This is a genomic window from Amycolatopsis sp. NPDC051758, assembly GCF_044453095.1.
Lineage (GTDB): Bacteria > Actinomycetota > Actinomycetes > Mycobacteriales > Pseudonocardiaceae > Amycolatopsis.
This window is the reverse complement of sequence record NZ_JBITCJ010000019.1, coordinates 78,206-104,529: the sequence shown is the minus strand read 5'-3', so window position 1 is coordinate 104,529 and position 26,324 is coordinate 78,206. Positions and strand designations below refer to the sequence as shown.

Genomic DNA, 26,324 nt, shown 5'->3' with positions numbered 1-26,324 from the left:
ACTGTCTTCCTCATCGCCGGCCGTTGCCGAGCATCGATTTCGAGCTCCTGCGCGGAGCAATCGCGGACGTCCCCGGTGCCGAAACGGCGTTCCCCGACCGGGACGCGCCTTACGTTGTCACGGCGTCGGCGCGGTGGACGGATCTTGGAGAGGGCAAGGCACACGCACTGTGGGCACAGAGAGGGGGCGTAGTGGCGGACCTGCGTGCTGAACGAATCATGTTGTCCGCGGTACCGGAGAGGGTGTCGATCGTCCGGCTGGTGATCGTTGATTCCCCGCGCGTCCACGGCGAGCAGGTCGAACACACCAAGTTGCTCGCCGCGATAGAGACTCCGCTGCCGCCGGTTGTCGTCCACCGGCCGACCATGAAGGTCATCGACGGGGTGCACCGCGTGCGCGCGGCGGTGTTGCGGGGCGACGAAGCCATCGACGTGCTGTTCTTCACCGGCGACGACACGGATGCCTTCGTTCTCTCCGTGGAGCTCAACCACGCGCACGGGCTGCCGCTGTCGACTGCCGACCGCAAGATCGCGGCAGCTCGCATCGTCGATTCCCACCCGATGTGGTCGGACCGGCGAATTTCGGAGGTCACCGGCCTGGCTGCCGGCACCATCGGGACGATCCGGGCGCGTTCGACCGACCGGATCGAACAGTCGAACGTCCGGGTGGGCCGGGACGGCCGGATCAGGCCGGTGGACGGCAGTGAGGCGCGCCGGCGGGCCGCCGAGGTGATCACGGCCAATCCGAAGGCGTCGCTGCGCGAGATCGCGAAGGTGGCGCGCATCTCGCCGTCGACCGCGAAGGATGTGCGGGCCAGGCTCGCCCGGGGCGAGTCGCCCTTGCCGCCGCAGCAGCGGAGAAGGGACGCCGCGCAGGAGCCGGCGCCGGGCCCGGCGCCGGCCCCGGGAAACGCGCCCCGGTTCGCCGGACCGCGCCCTCAGGACGCCGAGCCCGGCCGGGAGCGCCCGCGCGACGCTTCGGCCGCCACATTCGTCGCGCTTCTCACCAGCGATCCTTCGCTGCGGTTCAGCGAGTCCGGGCGGTTGCTGCTCCGGCTGATCGGGTGCGCTTCGATCGACGACGGGCAATGGGCAGAAATGGTGCTCCGGGTCCCTGTTCACCAGCGGGAAAAGGTCATCCTGCTGGCGAATCAATGCGCGCTGGCGTGGCAGGATTTCGCGGAGAACCTCGAATGCAGGGACGACCGGAGTACCGAATCGGGCTGAATGGCGGTCGCGGTGTGTCGATTTCCCGGCGCCGCCGTGCGCACGTTGACACTCCCGGATCGGCATCACTACGGTGAGGAAACACGGCGGTCAGGGGAGCCCGCCGAGGTTCGCAAAATTCGGTGATCTCCCGGTGCTTCGCTGCCGAGGCGCAACGCCTGGGTTGCGGCCTTTGCAGCTGCAGCGACGCCAATTCGTGAATCTGGGTGCCACGCTCGAAAGAGCGAGGCCGGATTCTGTCATGCCACCGCCGTCCGGCGGTTGATTTCGCTTCTCGAGGAAAGGGGGTGTGCTGTGGAAAAGGTTCTGGAGATCAGCGAGCAGGAGCTCATGGAGAAGCTGAACGTGACCATCGTGGCCGAGTACGACACCAACTCGGACCCGGCGTGACCCGGGTGGGCTGACTGATCGCCGGGGAAGGGAGGCGCGCCTCCCTTCCCCGGCGCGACCGCCGACGGTTCACAGCAAGTGCTGTGGCGAGAAGAGCTTGAGCAGATGAGGATCCGATGAGTGATTCCGGTGGAAGTGTCGACGTGCTGGTGGTCGGCGGCGGGCCGGCGGGGAGTTGTGCCGCAGGTCTGCTTGCCCGGTCGGGAGTCTCGGTCGCCCTGGTGGAAGGCAAGAAGTTCCCCCGTGAGCACATCGGGGAATCGCTGCTCGCCATGTCGATGCCGTACCTGCGGGACTTGGGCGTGGCAGAAATCATCGAAGCAGGTGATTTCGTGCGGAAGCCGGGTGCGGTTTTCCGCTGGGGTGGGCGGAAAGAGGAGATGCGCCTCGGCATGCCGCGCCCGGGGTACGCCTTCCAGGTCTCCCGGGACAAGTTCGACGAACTGTTGCTGAACCAGGCGGAAAAGGCCGGCGTCCGCGTTCTGAGGGAAACCTGGGCGAAGCGGCTGCACTTCGACGCGGGCGGCCGGGTGGACGGCGTGGTCGTCCAGGAGGGCACGTCGGTCCGGCACCTCGCCGCGAGCTACGTCGTCGACGCCAGCGGGCTGTTCCAGTTCGTCCCCAAGGCACTCGGTCTCCCGGTTGCCGACGACGGCCACACGCGTGCTGCGGTCTGCGCGTACTTTTCGGGCGCGGACCGGGCGGGCGGCCCGAGCCGAGACGACATCATCACCGAGGCCGCCGAGAACAGCTGGCTCTGGTTCATTCCGTTGAGCGACGACCTGACCAGCGTCGGCATGGTGACCGACGCGGACTTGGTCGAGCACCGGAACCCCCAGGCGTCCCTCGACGCGGCCATCGGCGAGACCGAGCTGGTCCGGCGGTTGCTTTCGGACGCGGCGGTCGCCCGGCGTGGCCGGTTGCTGCGCTACACCAACCACGTCGTCGACGCCCCCCTGTGGGACCGGGGTTACGTGCTCGTCGGCGACAGCGCGATGTTCGTGGATCCCTTGTTCTCCACCGGTGTGCACGGAGCGCTGATGTCGGCCAGTCACGCGGCCGGCGCCCTCGTGGCCGTGCTGGCGGGCGAAATCGCGGACGACGTGGCCGCTCGGTGGTACGACGACGAAATGCGGCGGCACTACCACCGGGTGGACGAAACCGTGCAGGTGCTGTACGGCGTCCACCCCGGCCGGGGTGAATTCTGGCGGCGCCGCGACCTCTCCGCGGTGGATCGTGACGACGCGGCTGCGATCTGCCGGCACCTCGGCGCGGTGGGGGCCAAGTTCTTCCTCAAAGCTCAAGACAACGAAGAGCTGTGGCTACCGGAGGCCCTCGCGGACCAGATGACCGACTTCCGGGTCGACATCTCCGTGGCACAGACGCCGGATTCGGCGGTCCCGCGCCTGGCCGACGAGGTGACCCGGCGCGACAGCCTGGTGTTCCGGAAGGGGCTCGTGTCGCCCGGCCTGGTCCTGGAACATCAGCGCAACCGCACGGTGCGGCCGGCTTACGAGCACGGCAGCTTCATGGCGGAGCTGATCGGCGCCGTCGACGGGCGGGCGACGGTGGGTGAGATCGTCGAAAAGCTGGGCGCCGGTTCGTCGGAGCGCGCGCTCTGCGTCTCCGCGATCGGCACCTTGCACACCGCCGGTCTCTTGACGGTCGGATAGGAGCAACCCGCTCCGAAAACCCCGGTCCCGCCGGGCGACCGGAAGCATCCCAGGGGAATCTCATGGACTTCGTTTCGGATCTGCTGTTCGGCGTGGGTCACGTCGCAGCCGTGCTCGTGGTGATCGTGGTGATCATCGGGCTCGGGCGGTTCACGGCGGACCGGCTCGGTCAGCCCAAGGTCGTCGGCGAGATCACCGTGGGGCTGCTCGCCGGGCCGATCGCGCTCTGGCTGCTCGGCCCCCGCCGCTTCGCCGCGGTGCTGCCGGGCGAGTTGTTCGCCGGCCTCCAGTTCCTCACCCACGCCGCGCTCGCGTTGTTCCTCGTGGGGACGATCCACAAGCTCCGGCTTCACCCAGCCCGTGGCTCGGCGAGGGCGATCGGCTGGACCGTCGCAGGTTCGCTGGTACCCGCCGCGACCGGTGTTCTGCTGGCCGGCTACGTGTTGTTCGCCGGCACGCCGTCGGTGCGAGGTCCGGCGTCCGCCGCGTCGCTGATGGTGATGCTGGCGTTGTCCTTGTCCGTGACCGCGGTGCCCGTGCTGGCCCGGATCCTCGCCGACCGCCGGATGACGGAGACGCAGTCGGGCCGGGTGGCCTTCGGCGCGGCGGTCGTGATCGATTCGGCCTGCTGGCTGCTCCTTCCCGTCGCGGCGGGACTGGCCGGCGGTCAACTGGCGGAGTTCGTCCGCTCACTGGTGGTCTTGGCCGGCTCGGCGTTGACGGCGCTGGCGGTCCGGGGCCTCCTGCGGAGGCGGGTGGTCGACCGGTGGTGCGCCGGCCGGCCGGGCTGGACGCGTGCCCTGATCGGTGCGCTGGCCGTCGGCATGGCACTCGCGGTCGAAGAGCTCGGCCTCACCGTGATCTTCGGCGCGGTGCTCGCCGGAATGGCCGTTCCCGCCGGGGAGGGGGAGCATTGGAAGAACGCCGTCGAGAAGGTCAGCACGCTGGGCCGGGCGCTGGTGCCGATCTTCTTCGTGGTCACCGGAATCACCGTGTTCACCAAGGACTTCGGCGCCGTGCCCGTGCTGCTGATCGTCCTCGCCGTGGTGCTCGGCGCCGGCGGCAAGCTGGTCGGCAGCTACCTCGGTGCGCGGCTGGGCGGACAGACCAGGTGGGACAGCATGCGCATCGGTGCGATGCTGAACACCCGGGGCCTGACCGAGCTGATCGTGCTCCAGTTCGGTTACAGCACGGGAATTCTGACCGCCTCGGTGTTCCTGGCCTTGGTGGTGATGGCGTTGGTCACGACTGCGCTCACCGGGCCGTTGCTGGGCTTGATCGACCGGGCGGAGCTGCGCCGCCGGTCGAGAGTGGAAGTGGTGGACGGTGGCTACCGGCGCGTGAATTGACGTGGTGATCAGCTGTGTCGCCGGTCGCCGCCGGGCGAGTCCTGAGTCAGGTAGGAGAAGAATGTGATGGCAGAACAACAGCCGGGTTTCTCGTTGACCCCGGAGCAGGTGGAGCAGTTCCACCGGGATGGCTTCATCGGCCCGTTCGACCTCTACGAACCCGAGGAAATGGAGCAGAACCTCCGGGCCCTGCGGCCGAAGCTGCTCAACACCAAGCGGGCGGTCTACGGTCAGGGGAAGGGGATTTCCGGCGTCACCAACCTCGCCAACTATGACCGGCACCTCGACGTCGAGTTCCTGGCCCGGCACATCGCCCGGCCGGAGATCGTCGATCGGGTCGCTTCGATCCTCGGGCCGGACGTGCTGTGCTGGCGAAGCGAGTTCTTCCCCAAGTACCCCGGTGACGAGGGGACCGACTGGCACCAGGCGGACAACTTCGCCAATGTGGCGGGGTCGAAGCAGCCGCAGATCGAGTGGCCCAACGACGCCGAGTTCGGGGGGACGATCACGGTGTGGACGGCGTTCACGCCGGCACCGGTCGAAATGGGCTGCCTGCAGTTCATCCCGGGCACGCACGACGTGATGAACTACGACGAGTCCAAGACCATGGTCTACGACCAGTCGTCGATCAACGCCACGGAGAAGGCCGGCGTGCGTCGAGGCTTCTTCGGGTACGACTACCGGGCGCTCCAGAAGGACCCCGGCTGGGCGCCGGACGAGTCCGCGGCGGTCTCGCAGGTCATGCGGCAAGGGCAGTTCATCATCTTCTGGTCGACCCTCATGCACGCCTCGCACCCTCACAGCGGGCTGACGGACCAGATGCGGCTGGGCTACGCGGCGCGCTATCTGCCGACATCCGTCCGGGTCTACCCGTATTCGGACGAGCTGGAAGAGTTCGGTGGCAGCGCGAGCCTCGAGCAGTTCGGCAACGTCCTCGTGTCCGGCACCGACACCTTCGGCCACAACCGCTACACGGCGGAGACAGTGGACGGGTTCCGCTTCCCCGTCCCGGCGCCGGGGGGAGTTTCGTGACCGGCGCCGACGGAAATCCGTCCACAATGGAGCGGTGGGTCATCGACGCATGCGTCGCCCTGGGGCTGTCCGCGCAGAGCCCGTCGGACGACTTCTTCGCCCTCGGCGGTACCTCGTTGAGCGTGATCCGCCTCGTCGCGCGCGCGGAGGAGAAGTTCGGCGAGAGTTGTCTCCCGCCCGACGAACTGTACGAAGAAAGCACGGTCCGGGGCATCGCGGGCCTGATCACGCGCAACGCCGAGTCGACCGCGGAGAGCGCGGGCGGGCAAGCATCGCGGCGCGCCGAGGTGCGGTGAGTTCGTGCCCGACAACGACAAGTGGATCGTACGAGTGCGCGCGGCACCGGACTCTCCCCGGCTGACCCTGATCTGCTTCGCCTACGCCGGCGGGAGCCCGCACCTGTTCCGCTCCTGGGCGGGTGGGTTGCCGGCCGACGTGGACGTGCTCGCGCTTCGCCTGCCCGGGCACGACATCCGGCTCAGGGAGCAGCCGTACACCGAGTGGAAGGCGCTCGTCGACGACGTGTCCGTGATCCTGGCGCCCCACTTGTCGATGCCGCACGCGTTCTACGGGCACAGCTTCGGCGCGAGAGTGGCCTACGAACTGGCCCACCGGGCCGAGCCGGCCCGGGTCTTCGTCTCCGGATGCCGGAGTCCCGACTGGCCTCAAGCCCGGCCGTTTCTGCACGACCTGACCGACGCGCAGCTCCTCGGTGCGCTGAAGGCCATGGGCGGCACCGCCCCGGAGGTGCTCGGCAACGCGCCGGTGATGGACGTGGTGCTCCCGGTCGTTCGCGCGGAGATCCGCCTGGCCGAACTGTGGGGCGACGCACACGAGCGCGTCCTGTCCGCGCCGATCACGGCGATCTACGGACGAGACGACACGGAGGACACCCACGATGCGATGCGCGGCTGGACCTCGTTCGGTGGTGCGGGGACGGAAGTGGTCGAGGCACCCGGTGGCCACTTCTTCCCCGACACCCACCGCGCGGACCTGCTGACCATCATCGACGCCCGGATCGGGAGGGACCATGGACACGATTGACGTCAGTGCGAGCGCGGTGAGGGCGCACCAGGCGTTCAATTCGACCGATGTCCGCTACCCGGCCGGGGACAGCATCCCGGCCGTCTTCCGGCGTCGCGTAGCCGAACGGGCGGACGCGATCGCGGTCGTCTGCGGGACGCGGCGGCTGAGCTACCGGTCCCTGGACCACCTTTCCGACGTCTTCGCGGCCCGGCTCGCCGGCGCCGGGGTGCGATCAGGGGACGTCGTCGCGGTGTCCGTCCGGCGCAGCCCCGAGCTGATCGCGGCTCTGCTGGCCGTGCAGAAGTGCGGTGCGGCCTACCTGCCGTTCGACGAGTCCTGGCCCGGGGAGCGGGTGCGCGACCTGGCCGGGCAGACCGGCTGCACGGTCGTCCTGTCGGATCGTGCCGAGCACCTGGCCCGCCGGTTTCCCGCCCTGCGGGCGGTGCCGGTCGAGGCGGGGACGACCGAGCCGGTCGATCCCCGCCTGGCCGGCCCGAGCCGGATCCCGGCGGACGCGGTGGCCTACGTCAACTTCACCTCCGGCTCCCACGGCCGGCCCAAGGGCGTGCTTGTCCAGCACCGCGCCGTGCTCCGGCTGGTGTGCGGCTCCGTCTACACCGAACTGGACGCGACCACCCGCGTGCTGCACCTCGCGCCCGTCGCGTTCGACGCGGCGACGTTCGAGATCTGGGGTGCCCTGCTCAACGGCGGTACGTGCGTCCTCTACCCGCCGGAATTCCTGCGGCTGTCGGAACTCGCACGCATCCTCGCCGACGAAGCGGTCACCACCGTCTTCCTCACCACGGCTTTGTTCAATTCGATCATGGACGAGGCACCGGCCGTCCTCGACTCGGTGCGGTCGATCCTCACGGGCGGGGAGGACTGCTCCCCGAAGCACCTCGGCCACGCCGTGGCGCGCTACGGGCCCGGACGGATCGTCCACGTGTACGGGCCGACCGAGAGCACGACCTACGCCACTTACCACACGCTCCGTGCCCTGCCGTCCGACGGCCCGGTCCCGATCGGCGTACCGATCCAGAACACGCGGGTCTACGTGGTGGCGGGGAACCGGTTGTGCGCGACCGGCGAGATCGGTGAGCTCTTGATCGCCGGTCCCGGCTTGTCCCTCGGTTACGTCGGCATGCCGGAGGCAACGGCGGAGCGCTTCGCCGAGTACGACATCGGTGGACGGCGTGAGCGCCTCTACCGGACCGGCGACCTGGCCTATATCGATGTTCGCGGGAACCTGGTCTTCGCGGGCCGCCTCGACGACCAGGTCAAGATCAACGGCTTCCGGGTCGAGCCGGGAGAAGTGGCCCATCACCTCGATCGGCATCCGGACATCCGGCAGAACGTCGTCTGCGTGCACGAGGGGCCGCCGGGCCGGCGGATGCTGGTCGCGTTCGTGGTCCCGGCCGGCGCGCACTGCACCGCCGCGTCAGTGCACGACTACCTGGCCGCACGCCTGCCCGCATACCTGGTGCCGGCGGAGATCCACCTGTGTCCTGCGCTCCCGTTGTCCGCGACGGGCAAGGTGGACCGCCGCGCCCTGATCTCCGGGCGAACGGCCACCGGCGCGCCGGGCGAGCACGAGGTGCTGGAAGCCACATGAAGAACGACAGCCTGCCGGCGTTGCTGGCCGCCTCCCACCCGGTCCGGAGCTGGGTGCGCGCGGCACTCGAGCAGACCGTGCTGCCGCACGCGGACGAGTGGGAGCGTGCGCGCGGCATTCCGCCAGGGGGATGGCGGGAACTGGCCGCGGCTGGCCTGTTCGGCTTGCCTTCGGCCGGCGCGGGCTTCATGGAGAGCGCGATCCTCCTCGAGGAGCTGGGGCGCACCGGGTATGCGGGTGTCCGGGCCGCCGTCGCCGTGCACACGTACATGACCGCGTTCTACCTCGACCGGTTCGGTTCACCGCACCAGCAGGCGGCTTATCTGCCGGACGTCCGCGAGGGAAGGCGCGTCGCTGCCCTCGCGCTCAGCGAACCCGAGGCGGGCACCGATTTGAACGGGATCACCACCCGTGCCGAGCCCGACGGAGCGGGCGGGTATCGGGTGTCGGGCCGGAAGGCGCACGTCACCAACGGTTCACGAGCGGGCTTTTTCCTCTGCCTGGCCAGGGTCCGCACCGCCGGGTCCCGGCCGAGGTCGCTCGCCGGGTGCGGCCTGCTCCTCGTCGACGCCGATGCGCCCGGGGTGACCACCACCGCGGAGCCGATGGTGGGGTGGCGCGCCGCCGACGTCTGCGAGGTCACACTGGACAGCGTGCCCGTCCCGGCCGGGCGCTTGCTCGGCAAAGCCGGCCACACGTTGTCGTACCTGATGACGGCGCTGGACTTCGAGCGCCTCGTCGCGGGCCTGCTGGCGATCGGCGGCGCGTCGCGCAGCCTCGCGCTGACCGGCTCGTTCGCCCGCGGTCACCACGTCAACGGCGCGCCGCTGGCGGCGAACCAGGCGGTCCGGCACACCCTGGCGGACCTCGCCGCCGAGCTGGACCTGGTCCGTACCTACGGTTACTCCGCGGCGATGCGGCACGCCGAGGGTCGGTTGGACACCGGCACCGCGTCGACGCTCAAGCTCCGCGCCACCGAACTCGCCGTGTCGGCGGCCCGCGCGTGCACGCAGTACCACGGTGCCCGTGGCTACCGGGAAGATTCCGAGATTGCGCGGGTACACCGCGACGCGGCAGCCGGGACGATCACGGCCGGGGCGAGCGAACTCATGCGGGACCTCATCTTCGAGACGACGGAATTCACCTGAACACAGCGGCGTGCCGCCGGAGTTCCCACACCACACGAGAAAACCGAAAGGGACAAGCCAGTGCACATCGTCCTGCTGGGGGCGCGAGCCGAAGTCCTGGCCGAGCTGCTCGACCTCGGTCACACCCTGACTGTGCTCCACTCGAAGGGGGACCGCCGGACCGCCGAGAAGTACGCGAACCGCCTGGCGAACATCGGGTACGTACCCGACTTCGACATTCCCGAACTGGCCTGGTCGGTGCTGCTGCACCTCGGCGAGACCGGCAAGGTCGACCTCGTGCTCCCGTGCCACGAGCTCGCCGTGGTCACGGCGGGCTTCCTCAACAACCTGCTCGGGTGCACGGCCACGGCACGGATCGACCTGCCGACCGCGATGGCGGGCCGGGACAAGGCCCACCAGAAGTCCTTGTGGGTGAAGCACGGCGTGCCCACGGCTCGGTACGCGACGGTGACCAGCGCCCCTCGCTCGCCGGCTGAGCTGCACGAGGTCGTGGCGGGCCTGTCGGCCCCGTTCGTGGTGAAGCCCCCTTCACGGGGAGGCAGCCGGGACGTGCACGTCTGCCGGCACGTCGAAGAGCTGCACGAGGTGCTCACCAGCACTCCCGCGCTGCGCCACGCGGTGATCGAGGAGATGCAGGACGGTCGCGAGTGGCACTTGGACGGCGCCGTGGTCGACGGGCAGGTCACGCACCTCATGGTGTCCCGATATCTGGCGCCGCTTCGTGAGACCAAGAACGGATCACCGCTGCGGTCGGTCGCCTACCCCGTTGCCGCGCACCCCCTGCTCTACACCACAGCAACGGCGTTCGCCCAGCGCGCCGTGTCCGCTCTCGGCGGCCGCTGGGGCGTCTTCCACCTGGAAGTGTTCGGCGAGCCGGATGAGTTCGTCGCGGGTGAGCTGGCCTGGCGGCCGGCCGGCGTCTTCGCGCCGCAGACCGCCGAGCGGACCATCGGCATCAATCCCTGGACCGCGCACGCCCGGCTCCTCGCCGGCGAAGAGCCACCGAAGCCGGCCGCGGCCGGAGAGTCCGTCTACGGCTTCGTGTGCCTCCCCGTCAAGCCCGGCGCCGTGAACGGCGTGACGCGTGCGGACATCGAGGCCCTGCCCGGAGTCTGCGACGTCCAGATGACGGTCCAGGTCGGCCAGATGATGGGCGAGATGCTCTTCAGCACCTACTGCGTGGCGTTGGCGCTCATCGAAGCCGGCGACATCGCGAGCTGCGAGCGGCGCATCGACGAGGCCGTCCGGCTCACCCACGAGTTGCACGACCGGAAGAGCGCCTGACCGGAAGCTGTTTCACAAGAACGAAAGGGGGCGGTGGTGACACGCAGTGCGGCGCCCGAGACCGGGCTGGACCTCGACTACTGGACCGCCGTGATGGAGGGTGCCGACTCCCGGCCCCTCCCACCGCCGGCCGGCGCGGGCCGTGACGTCGACGCCGTACCGGATACCCGGGTCCCCGGCATCGAGTCGATCGGGCCGGCTATTTCCCTCCTCGCACAGGAGTGTGGGCTGCCGGTGCGGGCGTTCCTGGTGGCGGCGCACCTGCGGGTGCTGGGGTCGGTCACGTCGGCCGCAGAGGTGGTGACCGCCGTCGTCGGCTCCGGCGCACCCGGGCACCTGGTGCCGGTGCGGGTCGACCTCCGTGGCCGCACATGGTGCGACGTGGCCGGGGAGGTGGTCCGGCTGGAACGGTGGGCCGCCGCGCAGTCCGTCGGCTACCCGCGCCTCGCGGGCCGGGCACCGCAGTCGGTGATCGACAGCCGAGTGGACGTCGCGGAGCACCCGGTCCGGCAGGACAGTGCGGCCGGGCGCGATCTCACCGAGTTCCCGCTGGCCGTGCGGTTCACCGTCGGCGCCCGCGGGGAAGACATCGCACTGGACGTTCGGTGTGATTCGGCCCGGGTGCACGCCGGGATCGCCCGCCGCCTGCCGGGCTACTACCGGACCACGCTGGCTGCGATCGTGGCCGAGCCGCACGCGGTCGCCACCGCTCCTGACATCCGGGCCCCGGACGAACGCGAAGCGGTGCGGGGATGGGGGACCGGTCCGGCTGTCGAGGTGACCGGACCGGAACCGGTTCACGCCCAGGTCCGCCGTCAGGTCAGGCAGCGGCCGCACAGTGTCGCGGTGCTCGACGTCCGCGGCAGCCTGACCTACGCGGAGCTCGGCCGCCGGGTCGACGACCTGGTCCTCCGGCTCCGCGCGCACGGCGTGCTTCCGGGGCACCGCGTCGGGGTGTACGTCGACCGGAGTGCCGATCTCGTCGTCGGGTTGCTGGCCGTGCTGGCGGCGGGCGCGGCGTACGTGCCGTTGGATCCCGGATTCCCGTTGGCGCGGTTGAGGTTCATCGCCTCGGACGCCGAGGTCGCCTGCCTCGTCACCGGGCCGGACGCCGGTCCGCCGCCCATCGACGTTCCGCTCGTGCCCGTCGAGGATCGGGGAGCCGGGGGTGGCGCGCCACCGGACGCGGTGACCGGCACGGACACCGCGTACGTGATGTACACCTCCGGGTCGACCGGACGGCCCAAGGGCACGGTTCTCGAGCACCGGAACCTGGCCAACTTCTTCCTGGGCATGGACCACGCGATCGGCCTGTCCGAGGCCGACCGCGTACTGGCCCAGACCAGCGTCGCCTTTGACATCTCGGTCCTCGAGCTCCTGTGGCCCCTGACGCGCGGGGCGTCCACGGTGGTCTGCCCGGCACGCGTGGTGGAGCGGCTCGCGCGCGGCGAGGACTCCCTGCTGAGTCTCGTCCGCCGCTTTCGGCCCACGCTGGTCCAGGCCACCCCCTCGTTCTTCACGGCGGTGGTGTCCGAGCCGGACCTGCTGGCGGCGCTGGGCGGAGTGCGGGCCCTGCTGGTCGGCGGCGAACTCCTGCCGCGAGGACTCGCGCACGAGCTGGTCACTGCAGTGCCGGGAGCGCGCGTGGTCAACATGTACGGCCCGACCGAGACGACCGTCTGGTCGATGACCCACGACCTGCGGCCCGGCGACACCCGGGGGCAGTCCATCCCGGTCGGCCGTCCGATCAGCCGCACGACGACGAGGGTGGTCGACGGCTTGGGCAACGAAGCTTGCCTCGGCGTTCCCGGCGAGCTGTGGATCGGCGGCGCCGGTGTGGCGCGGGGCTACTTCCGGCGACCCGAACTGGATCGGGAACGATTCGTGCCGGGCGCGGGTGGCCCGGAGGACCGCTGCTACCGGACCGGCGACCACGTCCGGTGGCGTGAGGACGGCGTGCTCGAGTTCCTCGGGCGAACCGACCGGCAGGTGAAACTGCGCGGACACCGGGTGGAACTGGACGAGGTCGAAAACGTCCTGTCCGAGCACCCGCGGGTCGAGGCGGCTGCGGTGGTCGTCGCGAACCACGCCACCCGCGGGGACGAACTCGTGGCCTTCGTACGCTTCCGTCCGGAAAATGTCGAAGAACGGTTCGGCTCCGGCTGGCGCGACGTGTGGAACGCGAGGTATCGGACGGAACGCGAAGGAGCGTTCGCGGGCTGGACCGACAGCTACGCGCGTGCGCGCATCCCGGACGGCGAGATGCGCGATTGGCTCGGTTCCACCGTCGAGCGGATCCGGCGGCTGGCGCCCCGCCGCATCGTCGACGTCGGTGCGGGCAGCGGGCTGCTGCTGCGGGGGCTCGATCGCGGCTGGGAACACTACGTCGCGATCGACATCGCGAGCGAGGCGCTCGCGATGGCCGAAGCGGCCCTCGGCACGTCGACCGCCGGGCCGGGCGAAGTCGTCTTCCGCGAGGGGGACGCCCGCATGCTCGCGGAGCTGCCCGATGCATCGGCGGACCTCGTCGTGCTCAACTCGGTCATCCAGTACTTCCCCGGTCGCGACTACCTGGCGCGAGTCATCGCCGAGGCCGTCCGCGTGGCCGGACCCTCGGGCGCCGTGTTCGTCGGAGATGTGCGGGACGTACGCCTTCTCCGGCACTTCCACGCCGACGTCCAGGTGCGGCGGAGCCCCCGCCTCATGCCCGCGGCCGAACTCAGGACCCTCGTCGACCACCACGTGCGCGCCGAGGATGAACTGTGCGTGGCGCCCGGGTTCTTCCACGAGCTCCCGGCACACCAGGACGGCTTCGCCGCCCGGATCGAGTGCCGCGCCGACCGGGCCTGGACCGAGATGTCCCGGTTCCGCTGGGATGTGACGCTGTTCGGGCCCCGCCACCCGGCCTTCCCGGCGGCCGAGGCCGGCTTGCCGGTCGTCCAGTGGCCGCAACCGGACGAACCGGCCCTCGACGCTCTCGTGAGCGTTGCGGATCGAGCTCGGGACGGGGGCGGCCGCAAGGTGACCGGCGTGCCCAATGCGCGGCTGGTCCGGCCCCGGGCCGCGCTGCGGGCGCTCGACGACGCGGACCCGGCGGCCACGGCCTGGGAGGTCGCCCGGTCGGTGTGGATGGTGCCCACGGGGCACGCCGTCGACCCCGCGGACGTCCACCGCGTCGCCCGGGAACGGGACCTCGACGTTCACGTCCGGCCGGCCGCGTCCGGGGACCCCACCGAGCTGGACATCACCTTCCGATGACCGCCGGAGACAGGAACGACATGGACGAACCGGAGAGTGTCGCCAACGACCCGGGGCGGACGAGGCGGACGGCAGCACTGCGCGAGGACGTCCACCGGCACGCCCGGGAGCGGCTCGCGCCCGCCATGGTCCCCGCGCGCATCGTGGTGGTCGACGAACTGCCCGAACTCCCGAACGGAAAGGTCGACCGCGCGAAGCTGAGCGCGGTCGGCACCGAGGGAACGACGCCCGGAGCGCAGCCCGGGAAAACCGCCGCCACGCCCGCCGAGGCCGCGGGCTGTGCCTTGTGGGCCGATGTCCTGGGACTGGAGCACATCGACGTCGAGGCCGATTTTTTCCAGCTCGGGGGCACGTCGCTCACCGCGGTCCGGATGGCGGCCCGCTGGACCGCGGCCGGTGGGGCCCCGTTCGACATGGCGCGGTTCCTGGCCGAGCCGACTGTCAGGCAGCTGGTGCGGCTCGCCGGCCGGCGCCCCTGGCCCGCGGAACCTGGCGGCGCCCGGCCGGTCCGGGTGGAGGGGGAAGAGCTGGCCCGGCTTGCCGTGCTTCCCGCCGATGTCCGCCCGGCCGTCGACGTCCGCCCGGCCGGTCCGTCGCCCACCAGGGTGCTGGTCACGGGAATGTCGTCGTGCGTCGAACCCTTCGTCATCCGGAAGGTCCTGGATCGGCCCGGCACGACCGTGCACGTGGTCGTCCCGGCACCGGACGCCGAGAGCGCTTTCGAACTCCTCCAGGCTCGCCTGGCAGCACACGGGCTGTGGCGCGATGAGGACGCGGAGAGGCTGATCGCCGTCCTCGGCGACCTGACGCAGCCCTACTTGGGGATGCAGCCGGAAACGTACCGCCGGCTCGAGTGCGGGATCGACCAGGTCGTGCACGCGGGTGACTGCTTCGACCACCGGTCGTCATTGGAGCAGCTGACACCGGGCAACGTCCTCGGGACCCAGGAAGTGCTCCGGTTCGCTGCATCGGAGGTCGTCAAGGCCGTCCACTTCGTCTCGGTCCTCGGCGCCGACCGGCCGGACGCCACCGCGGGCGGGCTCAGGCAGAGCAAGTGGGTGGGCGAGCAGTTCATGCGTCAAGCCACCGCCCGCGGCATCCCGGCGTGCACGTACCGGCTCGGTCAGGTGGCGGCGGTCCGGAACGGCACGGTCGACCTCTGCGACGAATTCCTGGCGGCGATGGTGCGCACCTGCGTTTCCCTGCGCTCGGCCCCGGACCTGGACCTGGCGTTCCCGGTGGCCTCGGCGGAACACGTGGCGGACACCTTGGTGGCCGGTGCACTGGACGGATGCGGGCAGGGTTTTGCCGAACGCGTCGTCGCCGACCAAGCCGTGTCCTGGCGGGAGATCGTGTCCGGCATCCGGTCCATCGGCCGCGCCGTGCAAATCGTCGGGTACGAGCAATGGCGGCGAACGCTGCTGGCGTCGGTCGAAAGGTCGGAGATCCACGCGCTGACTCCGTTCTTGTCCCTCGTTCGCCCAGACGGGTTGTGTCCTTCGCTCGGTTATGCGGCCGGGGCGGACTACGTCGTCTCGGCGTCGGCCGGGCGCGCCTCGGATGTCGATGCCGCGGGCCGCGAGCTGCTACGCACGTATCCCGCGGGATTCGACCACCTCCGGACCGCCGGTTCGGCCCTCGTCGTGCGCGAACACCGGACGCGGGTTCCCCTTGACCACGCCGCGCCGGACGGTCCCACGATCGAGATCTACGCCCAAGAGGTCGTCGACGCCGAGCGTGAACACGATGATCTGCCGTGGTTGCTGTTCCTCCAGGGCGGTCCCGGCGCACCGTGCCCGGCGCCGGAGGCCGCGGGTGGCTGGCTGACCACCGCGCTCGAGGGCCACCGCGTCCTGCTGCTCGACCAACGCGGAGGTGGGCGCAGCTCGCCCGTCACGGCGCGGACCGCGGCGGCCCGCAGTCCCGCGGAGCTCGTCGCTTACCTGCGTCACTTCCGCGCGGACAGCATCGTCGCGGACGCGGAGGTCCTGCGTGGAAAGCTCGCCGGCGGCCGCCCGTGGTCGATCCTGGGGCAGAGCTACGGCGGCTTCATCGCACTGACGTACTTGTCGCTGGCTCCCGGGGGACTGAGCGCCGCGTTCGTTTCGGGAGGTGTTCCCGGCATCGAGGCGTCCGTCGACGAGGTGTACGACCACACCTACGCCGAGCTGGTGCGGAAGAACGCCGCGTACTACGCGGAATACCCCGAGGACGTCGGCGAAATCCGGCGCCTGGCCACCCATCTCGAAGAGAACGATGTCCGGCTGCCCGGTGGCGACCGGCTGACCAGCCGCCGGTTGCGCCTGCTGGGACGCAACCTCGGGATGAGCCACGGGTTCGAGCGCGTCCACAACATCGTCCGTCAGGCGTGGGACGGGGACGAGATCTCCGACTCCTTCCGCCGAGCTGTCGTGGCCGAAACCGGCTTCGTCGACATGCAGCTGTACGCCCTCCAGGAGTTCATCTACGCGGGTCCGGGTCGGCCCACGGACTGGGCCGCGCACCGCGCGCTCGCGAGGTTCCCGGAATTCGAGGCCGGCGCAGTCCCGTTGCTCCTGATCGGTGAGATGATCTACCCGTGGATGTTCGAGGAGTTCGGCGAACTCGTCCCCTTCGCGGAGGCAGCCGGCCTGCTGGCCGGAGCGGCGGATTTTCGCGCCCTCTACGACCTCGACCGGTTGACCGCCAACGAGGTGCCGCTGGTCGCGCTGGTGTACGACGGTGACCTCTACAGCCCGGTGGAATTGCAGTTGCGCTCGACGGAAAAGGTGGGGAACACGCAGGTGCTGGCAACTGACGAATTCCACCACAACGGTCTCATGAGAAACGCCACCCTGCTGGAGCGCTTGCTGGCGATGGTGAAAGACGGTGACCACGTCCGGCCGAAAGAGATCCCAGAGGCTTGAATGTCGAGCGACAGCCTCAGCGGTACGGTGAGACCACGTTTCCGGACGCCCGATGACCTGAATTCCGTGCCGGCCCCCGACATCGAACCGATCGAGGTGCTGACCATGCCGACGAAAGCGCGAGGCAAGTGACCGACGACGAGCCGAAGCGTTCGACGACACCCGGCCCCCTGCACAACACCGGATTCCGGTGGTTCTTCCTGGGGCGCGTCGTCTCGCTCGCGGGCAGTTCCATGGCGCCGGTGGCGCTCGCCTTCGCCGTGCTGGACGCGACGCACAGCGCGGGCGCGCTGGGCCTGATCCTGGCAGCGCGCAGCGTGCCGATGCTGCTGTTCCTGCTCGTCGGCGGCGTCGTCGCGGACCGTTTCTCCCGCAGAACGGTCTTGCTGGTGTCCAACTCCGGTGCGGCGTTGTCGCAGGGCCTCGCCGCCACCCTTTTCATCTCCGGGAACTTCCACCTCGGCGCGATCGTCGCCTTGGAGTTCGTGAACGGCACGCTGACGGCGTTCACCTCGCCCGCATTGCGGGGAATCGTCCCTCAGCTGGTCGACGCCGACCAGCGGCAGCGGGCCAATTCGCTGCTGGGATCGTCGAAGAACCTGGTTTCGATAGTCGGGCCGTCAGTGGCGGGCGGGGTCGTGGTCGCCTTCGGCGGGGGCTGGGCGATGGGCATCGACGCCGTCAGCTACCTGATCGCGGCGTTCTGCCTGGCCAAGGTGCGCATGCCGGAGCAGGTCACGAAGAGTTCGCAGGCGTTTTTCCGTGAACTGCGCGACGGCTGGACCGCATTCCGTTCGATGACGTGGGTTTGCGTGGTCGTGCTGGCCTTCGCGGCCACCAACTGCATTTACGTCGGTGTCTGGAGCGTGCTCGGACCGACGATAGCCAGTACGTCCGTCGGCGCAGTGTTCTGGGGAGTCGTGCTCAGCGCGCGAGCCGCGGGCATGCTGGTGGCGACTGCGGCGATGTACCGGGTCAAACGAGCGCGGTCCCTCTCTGCGGGCCTGCTGTGCTACGCCACGGGCGCGCTCCCCATGATCGTCCTCGGCCTGCACGGCAATGCGGCGTTGCTGACAGGTGTCGCGTTTGTCGCAGGCGTCGGCCTCGGCATCATGGCGATCACGTGGGAAACGTCGTTGCAGGATCACGTGCCGAACAAGATGCTTTCGAGAATCGCCGCGTACGACGACCTCGTCTCGTACGCCGCGATCCCCATCGGCCAGCTCAGTGTCGCCCCCCTCGCCGGCGCGTTCGGCGAAACTCAAGCCATGGTGGTGGGCGGCATGATGTTCGCCCTCATTGCCACAGTGCCGATCTTTTCCCGAGCGGTCCGGCACCCGCAGGGGCCGGTATCGACATCCGTGGAACTCCGCTGACACCGGACCGATTGCGGACGCCGCGACCCGGCCGGCCGACAGGGCGACAGAATCGAGGAGGTGGCCACAGCCGCAGCGGACGCGGAAGTCGTTCGGACGGCCAGGCCGCAGGTCGAGGCTGGTGTGGTTGCTGCGAGTGCCCCCGGTGAGATTCGAACTCACACTGGACGGGTTCTGAACGGATTCGCGCAGTTGCCTCTGGCCTGCGTCGATCATCGAACTGGGCGCAAGCGGGGCCAGTGGGGGGCGAACCTTGCGGTCGTGGAGGTGACGATGCTGTGGCTTCGGCCGGCACGTCGGCCGGGTATGGGACAGGGCACGGAAAGGGGCGCTTTCAGAGGACGAGTACGCCTCGCCGTTGGCGAAGCGGCCGTACGACCTCCGGCACGCCTGTGTGTCGACCTGGCTGGCCGCTGGGGTGCCGTCCACGCAGTGCGCGGAGTGGGCCGGCCATTCGGTCGCGGTGCTGCACCAGATCTACGCCAAGGTCATCGCCGGCCTGGAGTCGGCCGCTCACGACCGCAACGAGAAGGCGCTCGGCTGGGAGGGCTGAGGAACTGGGATGATCGGCGGACGCAGACATGACAGCATTCCCACCATGTCTCTGGTGACTTGGGAATTCGATGGCTGCTTGTACTGCACTTCAACCATCGAGACCGGCCAAGGCGAGGACCGGACCACCTATTTCGAGCTCAGTGAGGCGCGTACGGTTCCGGGCTCAGCTTCTATGCCTGCTTCGCCGGCTCCAGGGCCGACCGCCGCGACGGTGATTGTCTACGCGCCCGAAGAAGAGAAGTCGGCGGACGTCTTCTTCGACGGGGCGGAGACGCTGCCGTTCGTCGTCTTGCAGCACTTCGTTGAGATCGTGGCTTCACGAGTGGGCCGGCACGGGATCTTAGGCCTGCCGTCTTGACCGCATAGCGAGATCGCAGCCGCCCACGACCGCATCGAGAAGGGCCCTCGGCTCGGAGAGCTGACGGCCGCAAGCTGGGGGCGCATGGGGGTGGAGGGCCGTAGACGGCCGGACAGTCCCGGACACCGCCGGACCAGACAAGTGCGGCCCCTGTCCAGGGGCCGTTTTCTGCAGGTAGTCACAAGTGCCCCCGGTGAGATTCCGGCGGCAATCACACCAATCGTCCTGCCCGAAGGGCTGCTGATCCGGGTCGATGTGCGGTTGGTGATGGAGCGCCGGACGCGGGGGAGCGTGCGGTGAACGCGATGCGCAGGTTCGAGCCTTCGGCAGGATTGCCGAAGGATGGGAACGGGCCTGACCAGGGTCTTTACGTCGGCCGGTTGGTCATTGAGGCATGTTTCGAGCTTTCGGACCTCAGCGGACGCTCGTCGTGAGCGCCAACTCGCACGCAGCGGCTCGGTTTGTCACGATCACGATGGGCTTGGTCATCGGGCTGACCTTCCTGTTCGGGTTCGGGAACGTGCTGAACCTGGCTTTGAAGCTGCAGGTGCCGGTGTTCGTGGCGCCGCTGGTGGCGCCTGCTGTTGACCTGACTGTGCTGGGCCTGCTCGTCGGGACGCGGCACCTGGCTCTCTCCGGTGCACCTGATGAGGTCTTACGGTCGGCTCGCCGGCTGCTGATGGCGGCGAGCTCGGCGACGCTTTTACTGAACGTCGCAGACCCAGTTTGTGCAGGTCAGTGGGGTAAAGCTGGGTTCGATGCGGTCGGGCCGCTGCTGCTCATCGGCTGGGCTGAAGTCGGGCCCGCATTGCTTCGTACTTTGCAGACCGCCGAGAGCCCGGGGGAACGGCGCGCAGATCGCGGTAGCCCGGCGCTTGAATTTTCCGCGGAGCCGAACCGCCTGGCCATGGTTGACCAGGAGAGGTGGGTCGACAAGTTACCTGCAGTCGCCGACGCGAAGCTCGAACGAGCTAGGACTCTCAACCGCGAGCATTGGAATCTTTATCGGCGTCCGATCTCGGCGGAGACTCTCCGACGTGAGCTCGGTGTCGGCTCAGCGGCTTCGAGGAAGCTGTGTGCGACTGTGCGATCCGAGATGAAGGCGGCAATGGCCGGTGGTCATGCAGGCTGAGTCGACAAGTCGTGCTCAACCGAGTTCGAGGCCGTGGCCAGCGCGGAGACGCCGTCGGTGACCTCGGTGACGTGGTAGCCCTCGAGATCGAGGGCCCGCGCGAGCGATTCCCGGATGGCGCGGTCGTCGTCGGCGAGCAGGACACGGTGCGGCATGGCGCCATCATGCCTGCGCGCGGATCTCGCGGCCTGCCGGGTTTCCGGCTGGTGGGTGACGGGTTAGCGGAGGGCAACCGACCGGCACGCCGCCCCGCCGTACCCGGTCACTTCGGTGCGGCCGCACGCAGGGAATGACGAACCGCCTGCCGAGGAGCCGCTCTTTCTCGGCGCTCGACGAGACGTCGTGGACGGGCGCCCGGCTGAGGGCGATCCACCGCCGATCCCGACGAGTACCACGGCCGGTCCATGAAGGACGTCCACCGCAGCCGCGGCATCCTCCAGTACCACTTCGACCTCGTGGCGAAGTACTTCACGGACTCGCTGCTCGTCGCCGGCGTGCCCGAGGAGACAGCGGAGACGGTCATCGGCGCCATGGCGCCCTTGTCCGCGGACATCATTTCGCCCGCGTGAGGAACGGGTGTCGCCGGGCTGCACGACCGGCGGGCACCGGCGGCCGGCCGGCACCTGCTCCTCGGCGCACGTCCTCAACGGGATCTGGCTGCTCCAGAACGGGGAGAAACGGCGGCGCTGTTCTGCTGGGGGTTCCTGCTGGCCCTTGAGTCGTGTTCGGCTTCGGCTGCGTTGTGTGCACGCTCGCCCCGGCGCGGCGTGGATGTCAGGAACCTCGTCCGGGATGCTCAACGTGAAGGTAGCGCCGGCCCCCGGGAGAGCTGATAACGGACACATTCCGCAGCGGGCTTCGACAGCGGCACGGATGATCGCCAGCCCCGAGTCCTGTGCCGCCGCCGTCATCTCCGTGCCGGGATGACCACGATCGTTCTAAGATGTGCGTCAGGACTACCTGAAGAACCACCCGGTCCACTACGCCGGCCCGGCGAAGACGCCGGAGGGCTACGCGTGAGGCTCGTCCGGCCCGATCACTGCCGGGCGGATGGACTCCTCATGTCTGGCCTGCTTTTTCTCAATCCCGAGTCGTCAGCTGACGGAGCTTCCGGCGGATGCGACGCGGCCACGGGAGCTCCCGGGAACTTTTTCCCTCGCCCGAACGACCAATCGTGTGCCTCCGGGCTCTTTCCGGCTACCGGGATCGAGGAACCGCATGAAGATCGCACGGCTCTTGACCGCTTCAGTGCTCGCCTTGGCCGGCGTGCTGGCCTTCGCCGGTCCGGCGTCCGCCCACGCCGAGCTGACGTCGAGCTCGCCCGCGGAAGGCGCCAGCCTGGCCGCCGCGCCTAGCAAGGTGGAGCTCACCTTCGAAGAACCCGTCACCTTGCAGCCGGACCCGATTTCGGTGACCGGGCCCGACGGCGCCAAGTGGACCGTCGCCGCACCGACGGTCGTCGACGCGACGATCAGCGCCGCGGTGACTCCGTCAGGATCGGCGGGTGCCTACACCCTCACCTACAAGGTCGTTTCCGATGACGGCGACAAGGTGACCGCCGCCGTGCACTTCACGCTGACCGCTCCCGCGTCGCCGCCGACCACGTCCAGCGCCGCCGCGAACACGTCGTCGGCAGCCGTGCCGACCCCGGCGACGTCGGCCACGCCGAGCGCGGCCGCCTCGAGCGACAGTAGCGGTGGCGTTCCCGCGTGGGTGTGGATCCTGATCGCCGTGGTCGTGGTGGCCGCCGCGGTGGTCGTGGCGCTGCGGATGCGGCGGACCCGGCAGTAGACCAGTACGTCGGATTCGCGAGATTCGCCAGGAACTGAATCGGGTTCGCGTCCGACTACTCCTCCGTGAGCCGTCGCCGGAGCGGCCGAGGCACAGAGGAGTTCCCTGGTGAAGAGGCGGTTCGCGGCGGTCGCCGCAGCAGTCGTCGTGCTGGCCGGCTGCGGCGGGCCGAGTGGCACGAGCAGCTCGAACGCGGGCGCGGACACCGGCTACGGCACCCGCACGGTGACCGACTGCACCGGCACGAAGTCGACGTTCACCGCCGCGCCCACCCGCGTCGCGGCCGTGACGACCAGCGTCCTGGAGTTCCTGCTGCGGCTGGGCCTGAAGGACAAGATCGTGAGGAGCGCGGGCCGCAGCCCGACCCGGTCGAGCCACCGCCCGGCCGGCAGCAGCAGCGCGACCACCGGCAGCTGGTAGCCCCAGCGCGGTCCACTGCGCGGCACCCGGGAAATCCCGAAGGCACGGGCGATGTCGGCCAGGCCGACGTTGACGATGTTCATGTCGAGCATGGCGACGAACGACACAAGCCCGGCGGCCGCGACCAGCAGTCCTCGTCGGGCGGGCGAGAGTGTGACGACATGACGGAAGTCCTCCCAGAGCGGCCTGGAACAGCGGCTCGGAAGCAGAAGTCGGCCACTGCATCGAGTGAGTTCCGTTGCCCCTGCTGTGAAGTGACTCACCGAGCACTTTCGAAGACGCGCGGGAACTGAGTCACCCTTTCGTGCGACCACTGCTCTTGAACACGTCGATGACGCCGAGGGAGACACGGTGAGAGCACTGCGCTGGACGGCCGCAACGGTGACCGTCCTTTTCGGACTGACGGCCTGCGGCAGCGCCGACCCGACCACGCCCGCCGCGGCACCCTCGTCGGCGCCACCCAGCTCGATGTCGATGGGCGGGCACCCGCAGGCACCCGGTTGTCCCGAACCTCCGCAGTTGTCCGCGCCGCCGCAGCGGGTGGTCACGATGGACGGTGGTGCCGCCGCGATCCTCGAGCGCCTCGGCGTCGACGACAAGATCGTCGGCACGGCCGCGCCGGACTTCTTCAAGGCTTTCACCGGCGACGAAGCGGCGAAACTCGCCAAGATCAAGGTGATCGACCCCGGCCAGGGCAACGCCGAAGCCGTGATCGCGGCCAAGCCGGACCTCGTGGTCGGCATTTCCAGCTACAGCTTCGGCGGGTTCGACGGCACCCCCAGCGTCGATCAGCTCGCCAAGGCCGGCGCGAAGTCCCTGGTCGCGTGCGACACCGCGAAGGGCGCCGCGGTCAAGGACCTGGCCGCGACGACGACGTTCATCACGCAGGTGGCCAAGGTGTTCGGCGTCGAGCAGCGTGGCGCCGAAATGGTTTCGCAGCTCACGGCTTCGATCGACAAGGCCAAGAGCAGCTCGGGCAAGAGGGTCCTCGCACTGTCGACCCCGCCCGCGGCCGGGCAGCCGGTGATGGCCCAGGGCGGCACCGGGCTCGCCAACGGCGTCATCACCGTCGCGGGCGGCAAGAACATCGCCGAGGACGCGATGCAGGACTTCGCGAGCCTCAGTGCCGAGGAGGTCGTCAAACGCGACCCGCAGGCGATCGTCGTGATCTCCGGATTCGCCCCGGGCAGCGACGAGGACCTGTTGAACTCCATTCGCCGCAGCCCGGTGCTCGCCGGGACGACGGCGGTGAAGGAGAACCGCTTCGCCGTGGTGCCGCAGAGCATCCTGCTCTCACCGAGCGTGCTCAACGGCGACGCGGTCGCGAAGATCGCCGAGGCGCTGAACAAGTGACCGAACGCCGCGGGAGCGGCGTGCTCGGCGGGGTCCCGATCGCGGTGGTCCTGGTCGTGCTCGCCGCCGCGCTGGTGGTCTCGGCGCTGGTCGCCGTCGGCCTCGGGCCGGTGGCCATCTCGCCCGGTGAGGTGACGTCCGTCGTGGGCGCGCACCTCGCCGGGCGCGGGACACCCGGGCCGTTCGACTTCATCGTGTGGGACTTGCGCGTGCCGCGCGTCCTGCAGGGGGTGTTCGTCGGCGCGGGACTGGCCGTCGCCGGGCTCCTGACCCAGGCGATGGTCCGCAATCCCCTCGGTGAACCCTTCATCCTCGGGCTCACGTCGGGGGCGGGCGTCGGCGCCGTGCTCGTCTTGACGACGCTCGGCGCCGGCGTCGCCGGCCTGCTCACCCTGCCGCTGGCCGCGTTCGGCGGCGCGATCGTCACGGCGCTGGTGGTGTTCGGGTTTTCCCGTACCGCCGGGCGGATCCAGGCCGGGCGGATGGTGATGACCGGGATCGCGGTCGGGCAGCTGCTGGCCGGGGTGATCTCGTTCCTGCTGCTGCGTACGCACGACGTCGGTGCGCAGCAGCAGATCTTGTTCTGGATCCTCGGCAGCCTCGCCGGCGCGCAGTGGCCGCTCGCGCTGACCTGCTCGGGGGTCGTCCTGGTGCTGGTCGTGGTGTCGGCGTCGGGGGCGGGCCGGCTGAACCTGCTGGTGCTCGGCGACGACGGCGCCGCGTCGCTCGGCCTCGACGCGGCCCGCGCCCGGGCGGTGCTGCTGGTGATCGTCGCGTTGCTGACCGGGACCGTCGTGGCGGTGTCGGGCAGCATCGGGTTCATCGGGCTGATCGTGCCGAACCTGACCCGGTTGCTCGTCGGGGCCGATCACCGCCGCGCGCTGCCGGTCACGGCGTTGCTCGGCGCGCTGGTGATCGTCTGGGCCGATACCGCCGCCCGGCTGGTGCTGGCGCCGACCGAGCTGCCGATCGGCATCCTCACCGCGGCGATCGGCGTGCCGTTGTTCCTGGTGGTGCTGCGTCGCAGCGCGGCGGGAACGGTGGGCCTGTCGTGAAACTCGTCTTCGACGGTGTCACCGCCGGTTACACCGAGGTCCCGGCGGTCCGCGACGTGACGCTGACGATCGCGCCGGGTGAGTTCGTCGCGGTGGTCGGGCCGAACGGCAGCGGGAAGTCCACCTTGCTCAAGACTGTTTACCGCGCGTTGCGGCCACGTGCGGGTGTGGTGCGGCTCGGCGACGAGGACGTCTGGGCAGGCCGGCACCGCGAGGTGGCCCGGCGGGTCGGGGTGCTGGGCCAGGACCAGGCGGGCGGCTACGACTTCACGGCACGTGAGGCGGTCCGGCTGGGCCGGTACCCGCACCTCGGCGCGTTCGACCGGCTCAGCGCGTCCGATGAGGAGGTCGTGGCGGAAGCACTTGCGCGGACCGGTGCGCACGAGCTCGCCGATCGCCCACTGTCCACATTGTCCGGTGGGGAACGTCAGCGAGTGCTGCTGGCCCGGGCGCTCGCGCAGCAGCCGGCGGTGCTGGTGCTGGACGAGCCGACCAACCACCTCGACCCGGCGCACCAGATCTCCGCGCTGAACCTGGTCGCGTCGCTCGGGATCACGGTGGTCGCCGCGCTGCACACGCTCGATCTTGCGGCCCGCCACGCCACGACGATCGTGGCTCTCAAGGCGGGCACGATCGCCGCGGCCGGACCGCCCGCCGAAGTGCTCACCCCGGCCGTCTTCCGCGAGGTTTTCGAAGTGGACGGCAGTGTCGTGCCCGATCCGGTGGACGGGCGGCCTCGCGTGCTGCTGCGGGAGCTTCGCGGCTGACCTACCGCGCGAAGGGATCCCACGCCGGATCAGGGTGCACCTCGAGCTCGAGGAAGTCGCTGGCCTTCTTCGCGACCTCGGCGCCGTGGAGGTGCCGGATGAGCGCCGCGGTCATGTCGATGCCCGCGGCCACGCCGGAGGAGGTCCAGCGGTTGCGGTCCTCGACCCATCGGGCCTGCCGGATCCAGTCGACGCTTTTCCCGTGGGTGGTGACCCAGTCGAACGCGCGCTTGTTGGAGGTTGCGCGGTAGCCATCGAGCAGGCCCGCGGCCGCGAGCACCGCCGAGCCCGTGCACACGGAGGTGATGAGCGACGCCCGGCTCGCGTAGTCGGCCAGCCAGGCGAGAAACGGCTCGTCCTGCACCAGCGTCCGGGTACCGAGGCCACCGGGGACCAGGACGATGTCGGGATCCGGGGGTGCGTCGCGGCGGTCGGTCACCGAGACCGCGAACCCGGGTGAGCTGGCCACCGGAGCGTTCTCCGGTCCGAGGAACCGGATCTCGAACAGGTCCGGCAGGCAGCTCAGCAGGTCGACCGGGCCGAACACGTCCAGCAGCTGGAAACCGTCGAAGAGGATGACGCTGACGCGCTGTTTTCCCATGATCGGAGCCTA

At 69.8% G+C, this 26,324-nt stretch carries 21 protein-coding genes and 2 pseudogenes; 21 read left to right on the top strand and 2 right to left on the bottom strand.

Translation table 11 applies throughout. The features are described 5' to 3' along the window. Positions 1–191 precede the first annotated feature (191 nt). From ACIA5G_RS49950 to ACIA5G_RS49880, 15 genes and pseudogenes are all read left to right on the top strand, one after another. Positions 192–1,226, top strand: coding sequence for a ParB N-terminal domain-containing protein (locus ACIA5G_RS49950; protein ID WP_395936918.1), 1,035 nt, complete (start codon positions 192–194; stop codon positions 1,224–1,226). Positions 1,227–1,732: 506 nt separating this feature from the next. Continuing rightward, positions 1,733–3,289, top strand: a complete 1,557-nt coding sequence (locus ACIA5G_RS49945; protein WP_395936916.1) for an NAD(P)/FAD-dependent oxidoreductase — start codon at positions 1,733–1,735, stop codon at positions 3,287–3,289. A 62-nt stretch (positions 3,290–3,351) separates the two neighbouring features. Further along, the gene (locus ACIA5G_RS49940) at positions 3,352–4,638 is read left to right on the top strand and encodes a cation:proton antiporter (RefSeq protein WP_395936914.1); all 1,287 of its coding nucleotides are present in this window, start codon (positions 3,352–3,354) and stop codon (positions 4,636–4,638) included. 66 nt (positions 4,639–4,704) lie between these two features. Beyond that, positions 4,705–5,670: a chlorinating enzyme gene (locus ACIA5G_RS49935; RefSeq protein WP_395936912.1), complete on the top strand. Its 966-nt coding sequence runs from the start codon at positions 4,705–4,707 to the stop codon at positions 5,668–5,670. Next, entirely contained in the window at positions 5,667–5,966 is a 300-nt protein-coding gene (locus tag ACIA5G_RS49930; RefSeq protein ID WP_395936910.1) for an acyl carrier protein, read from the top strand. The genes ACIA5G_RS49935 and ACIA5G_RS49930 overlap by 4 nt, the downstream gene beginning before the upstream one ends. Before the next feature lie 4 nt (positions 5,967–5,970). Beyond that, on the top strand, positions 5,971–6,714 hold the full coding sequence (locus ACIA5G_RS49925; RefSeq protein WP_395936908.1) for a thioesterase II family protein: 744 nt from the start codon (positions 5,971–5,973) through the stop codon (positions 6,712–6,714). Further along, positions 6,701–8,308: an amino acid adenylation domain-containing protein gene (locus ACIA5G_RS49920; protein WP_395936906.1), complete on the top strand. Its 1,608-nt coding sequence runs from the start codon at positions 6,701–6,703 to the stop codon at positions 8,306–8,308. The genes ACIA5G_RS49925 and ACIA5G_RS49920 overlap by 14 nt, the downstream gene beginning before the upstream one ends. After that, entirely contained in the window at positions 8,305–9,456 is a 1,152-nt protein-coding gene (locus ACIA5G_RS49915) for an acyl-CoA dehydrogenase family protein (protein ID WP_395936904.1), read from the top strand. Before ACIA5G_RS49920 ends, ACIA5G_RS49915 begins: the two co-directional genes overlap by 4 nt. A 60-nt stretch (positions 9,457–9,516) precedes the next feature. Beyond that, positions 9,517–10,740 (top strand): acetyl-CoA carboxylase biotin carboxylase subunit family protein, encoded by a 1,224-nt coding sequence (locus ACIA5G_RS49910; RefSeq protein WP_395936902.1) that lies wholly within the window; start codon positions 9,517–9,519, stop codon positions 10,738–10,740. Between the two features lie 36 nt (positions 10,741–10,776). Beyond that, positions 10,777–13,998 (top strand): amino acid adenylation domain-containing protein, encoded by a 3,222-nt coding sequence (locus ACIA5G_RS49905; protein ID WP_395936900.1) that lies wholly within the window; start codon positions 10,777–10,779, stop codon positions 13,996–13,998. Positions 13,999–14,018: 20 nt separating this feature from the next. Further along, the gene (locus tag ACIA5G_RS49900) at positions 14,019–16,904 is read left to right on the top strand and encodes an alpha/beta fold hydrolase (RefSeq protein WP_395936898.1); all 2,886 of its coding nucleotides are present in this window, start codon (positions 14,019–14,021) and stop codon (positions 16,902–16,904) included. Between the two features lie 128 nt (positions 16,905–17,032). Further along, on the top strand, positions 17,033–18,280 hold the full coding sequence (locus tag ACIA5G_RS49895; RefSeq protein ID WP_395936896.1) for an MFS transporter: 1,248 nt from the start codon (positions 17,033–17,035) through the stop codon (positions 18,278–18,280). A gap of 295 nt (positions 18,281–18,575) precedes the next feature. Continuing rightward, positions 18,576–18,833 (top strand): annotated as a pseudogene (locus ACIA5G_RS49890) (integrase); the annotation flags it as partial. 9 nt (positions 18,834–18,842) lie between these two features. Further along, positions 18,843–19,193 (top strand): hypothetical protein, encoded by a 351-nt coding sequence (locus ACIA5G_RS49885; RefSeq protein WP_395936894.1) that lies wholly within the window; start codon positions 18,843–18,845, stop codon positions 19,191–19,193. Positions 19,194–19,623: 430 nt separating this feature from the next. Further along, positions 19,624–20,325 (top strand): hypothetical protein, encoded by a 702-nt coding sequence (locus tag ACIA5G_RS49880; RefSeq protein WP_395936892.1) that lies wholly within the window; start codon positions 19,624–19,626, stop codon positions 20,323–20,325. Here the strand turns inward: ACIA5G_RS49880 and ACIA5G_RS49875 are convergent. Next, positions 20,313–20,480 (bottom strand): hypothetical protein, encoded by a 168-nt coding sequence (locus ACIA5G_RS49875; RefSeq protein WP_395936890.1) that lies wholly within the window; start codon positions 20,478–20,480, stop codon positions 20,313–20,315. The two genes, ACIA5G_RS49880 and ACIA5G_RS49875, sit on opposite strands and share 13 nt — an antisense overlap. Before the next feature lie 237 nt (positions 20,481–20,717). On the opposite strand from ACIA5G_RS49875, the pseudogene ACIA5G_RS49870 reads away from it, so the two are divergent. From ACIA5G_RS49870 to ACIA5G_RS49845, 6 genes and pseudogenes are all read left to right on the top strand, one after another. Next, positions 20,718–20,894 (top strand): annotated as a pseudogene (locus ACIA5G_RS49870) (group 1 truncated hemoglobin); the annotation flags it as partial. Between the two features lie 649 nt (positions 20,895–21,543). Beyond that, positions 21,544–22,116 (top strand): copper resistance protein CopC, encoded by a 573-nt coding sequence (locus tag ACIA5G_RS49865; RefSeq protein WP_395936888.1) that lies wholly within the window; start codon positions 21,544–21,546, stop codon positions 22,114–22,116. A gap of 108 nt (positions 22,117–22,224) precedes the next feature. Further along, the gene (locus tag ACIA5G_RS49860; protein ID WP_395936886.1) at positions 22,225–22,536 is read left to right on the top strand and encodes a hypothetical protein; all 312 of its coding nucleotides are present in this window, start codon (positions 22,225–22,227) and stop codon (positions 22,534–22,536) included. Between the two features lie 351 nt (positions 22,537–22,887). Then, positions 22,888–23,889: an ABC transporter substrate-binding protein gene (locus ACIA5G_RS49855; RefSeq protein WP_395936884.1), complete on the top strand. Its 1,002-nt coding sequence runs from the start codon at positions 22,888–22,890 to the stop codon at positions 23,887–23,889. Further along, positions 23,886–24,944, top strand: a complete 1,059-nt coding sequence (locus ACIA5G_RS49850) for a FecCD family ABC transporter permease (RefSeq protein ID WP_395936882.1) — start codon at positions 23,886–23,888, stop codon at positions 24,942–24,944. Before ACIA5G_RS49855 ends, ACIA5G_RS49850 begins: the two co-directional genes overlap by 4 nt. Continuing rightward, positions 24,941–25,711: an ABC transporter ATP-binding protein gene (locus ACIA5G_RS49845; protein ID WP_395936880.1), complete on the top strand. Its 771-nt coding sequence runs from the start codon at positions 24,941–24,943 to the stop codon at positions 25,709–25,711. The genes ACIA5G_RS49850 and ACIA5G_RS49845 overlap by 4 nt, the downstream gene beginning before the upstream one ends. Before the next feature lies 1 nt (position 25,712). Here ACIA5G_RS49845 and ACIA5G_RS49840 read toward each other — a convergent pair whose 3' ends face one another. Beyond that, positions 25,713–26,312 carry a DJ-1/PfpI family protein gene (locus ACIA5G_RS49840; RefSeq protein ID WP_395936878.1) on the bottom strand — a complete coding sequence of 200 codons (600 nt, stop codon included), beginning with the start codon at positions 26,310–26,312 and terminating at the stop codon, positions 25,713–25,715. Between the last annotated feature and the right edge of the window lie 12 nt (positions 26,313–26,324).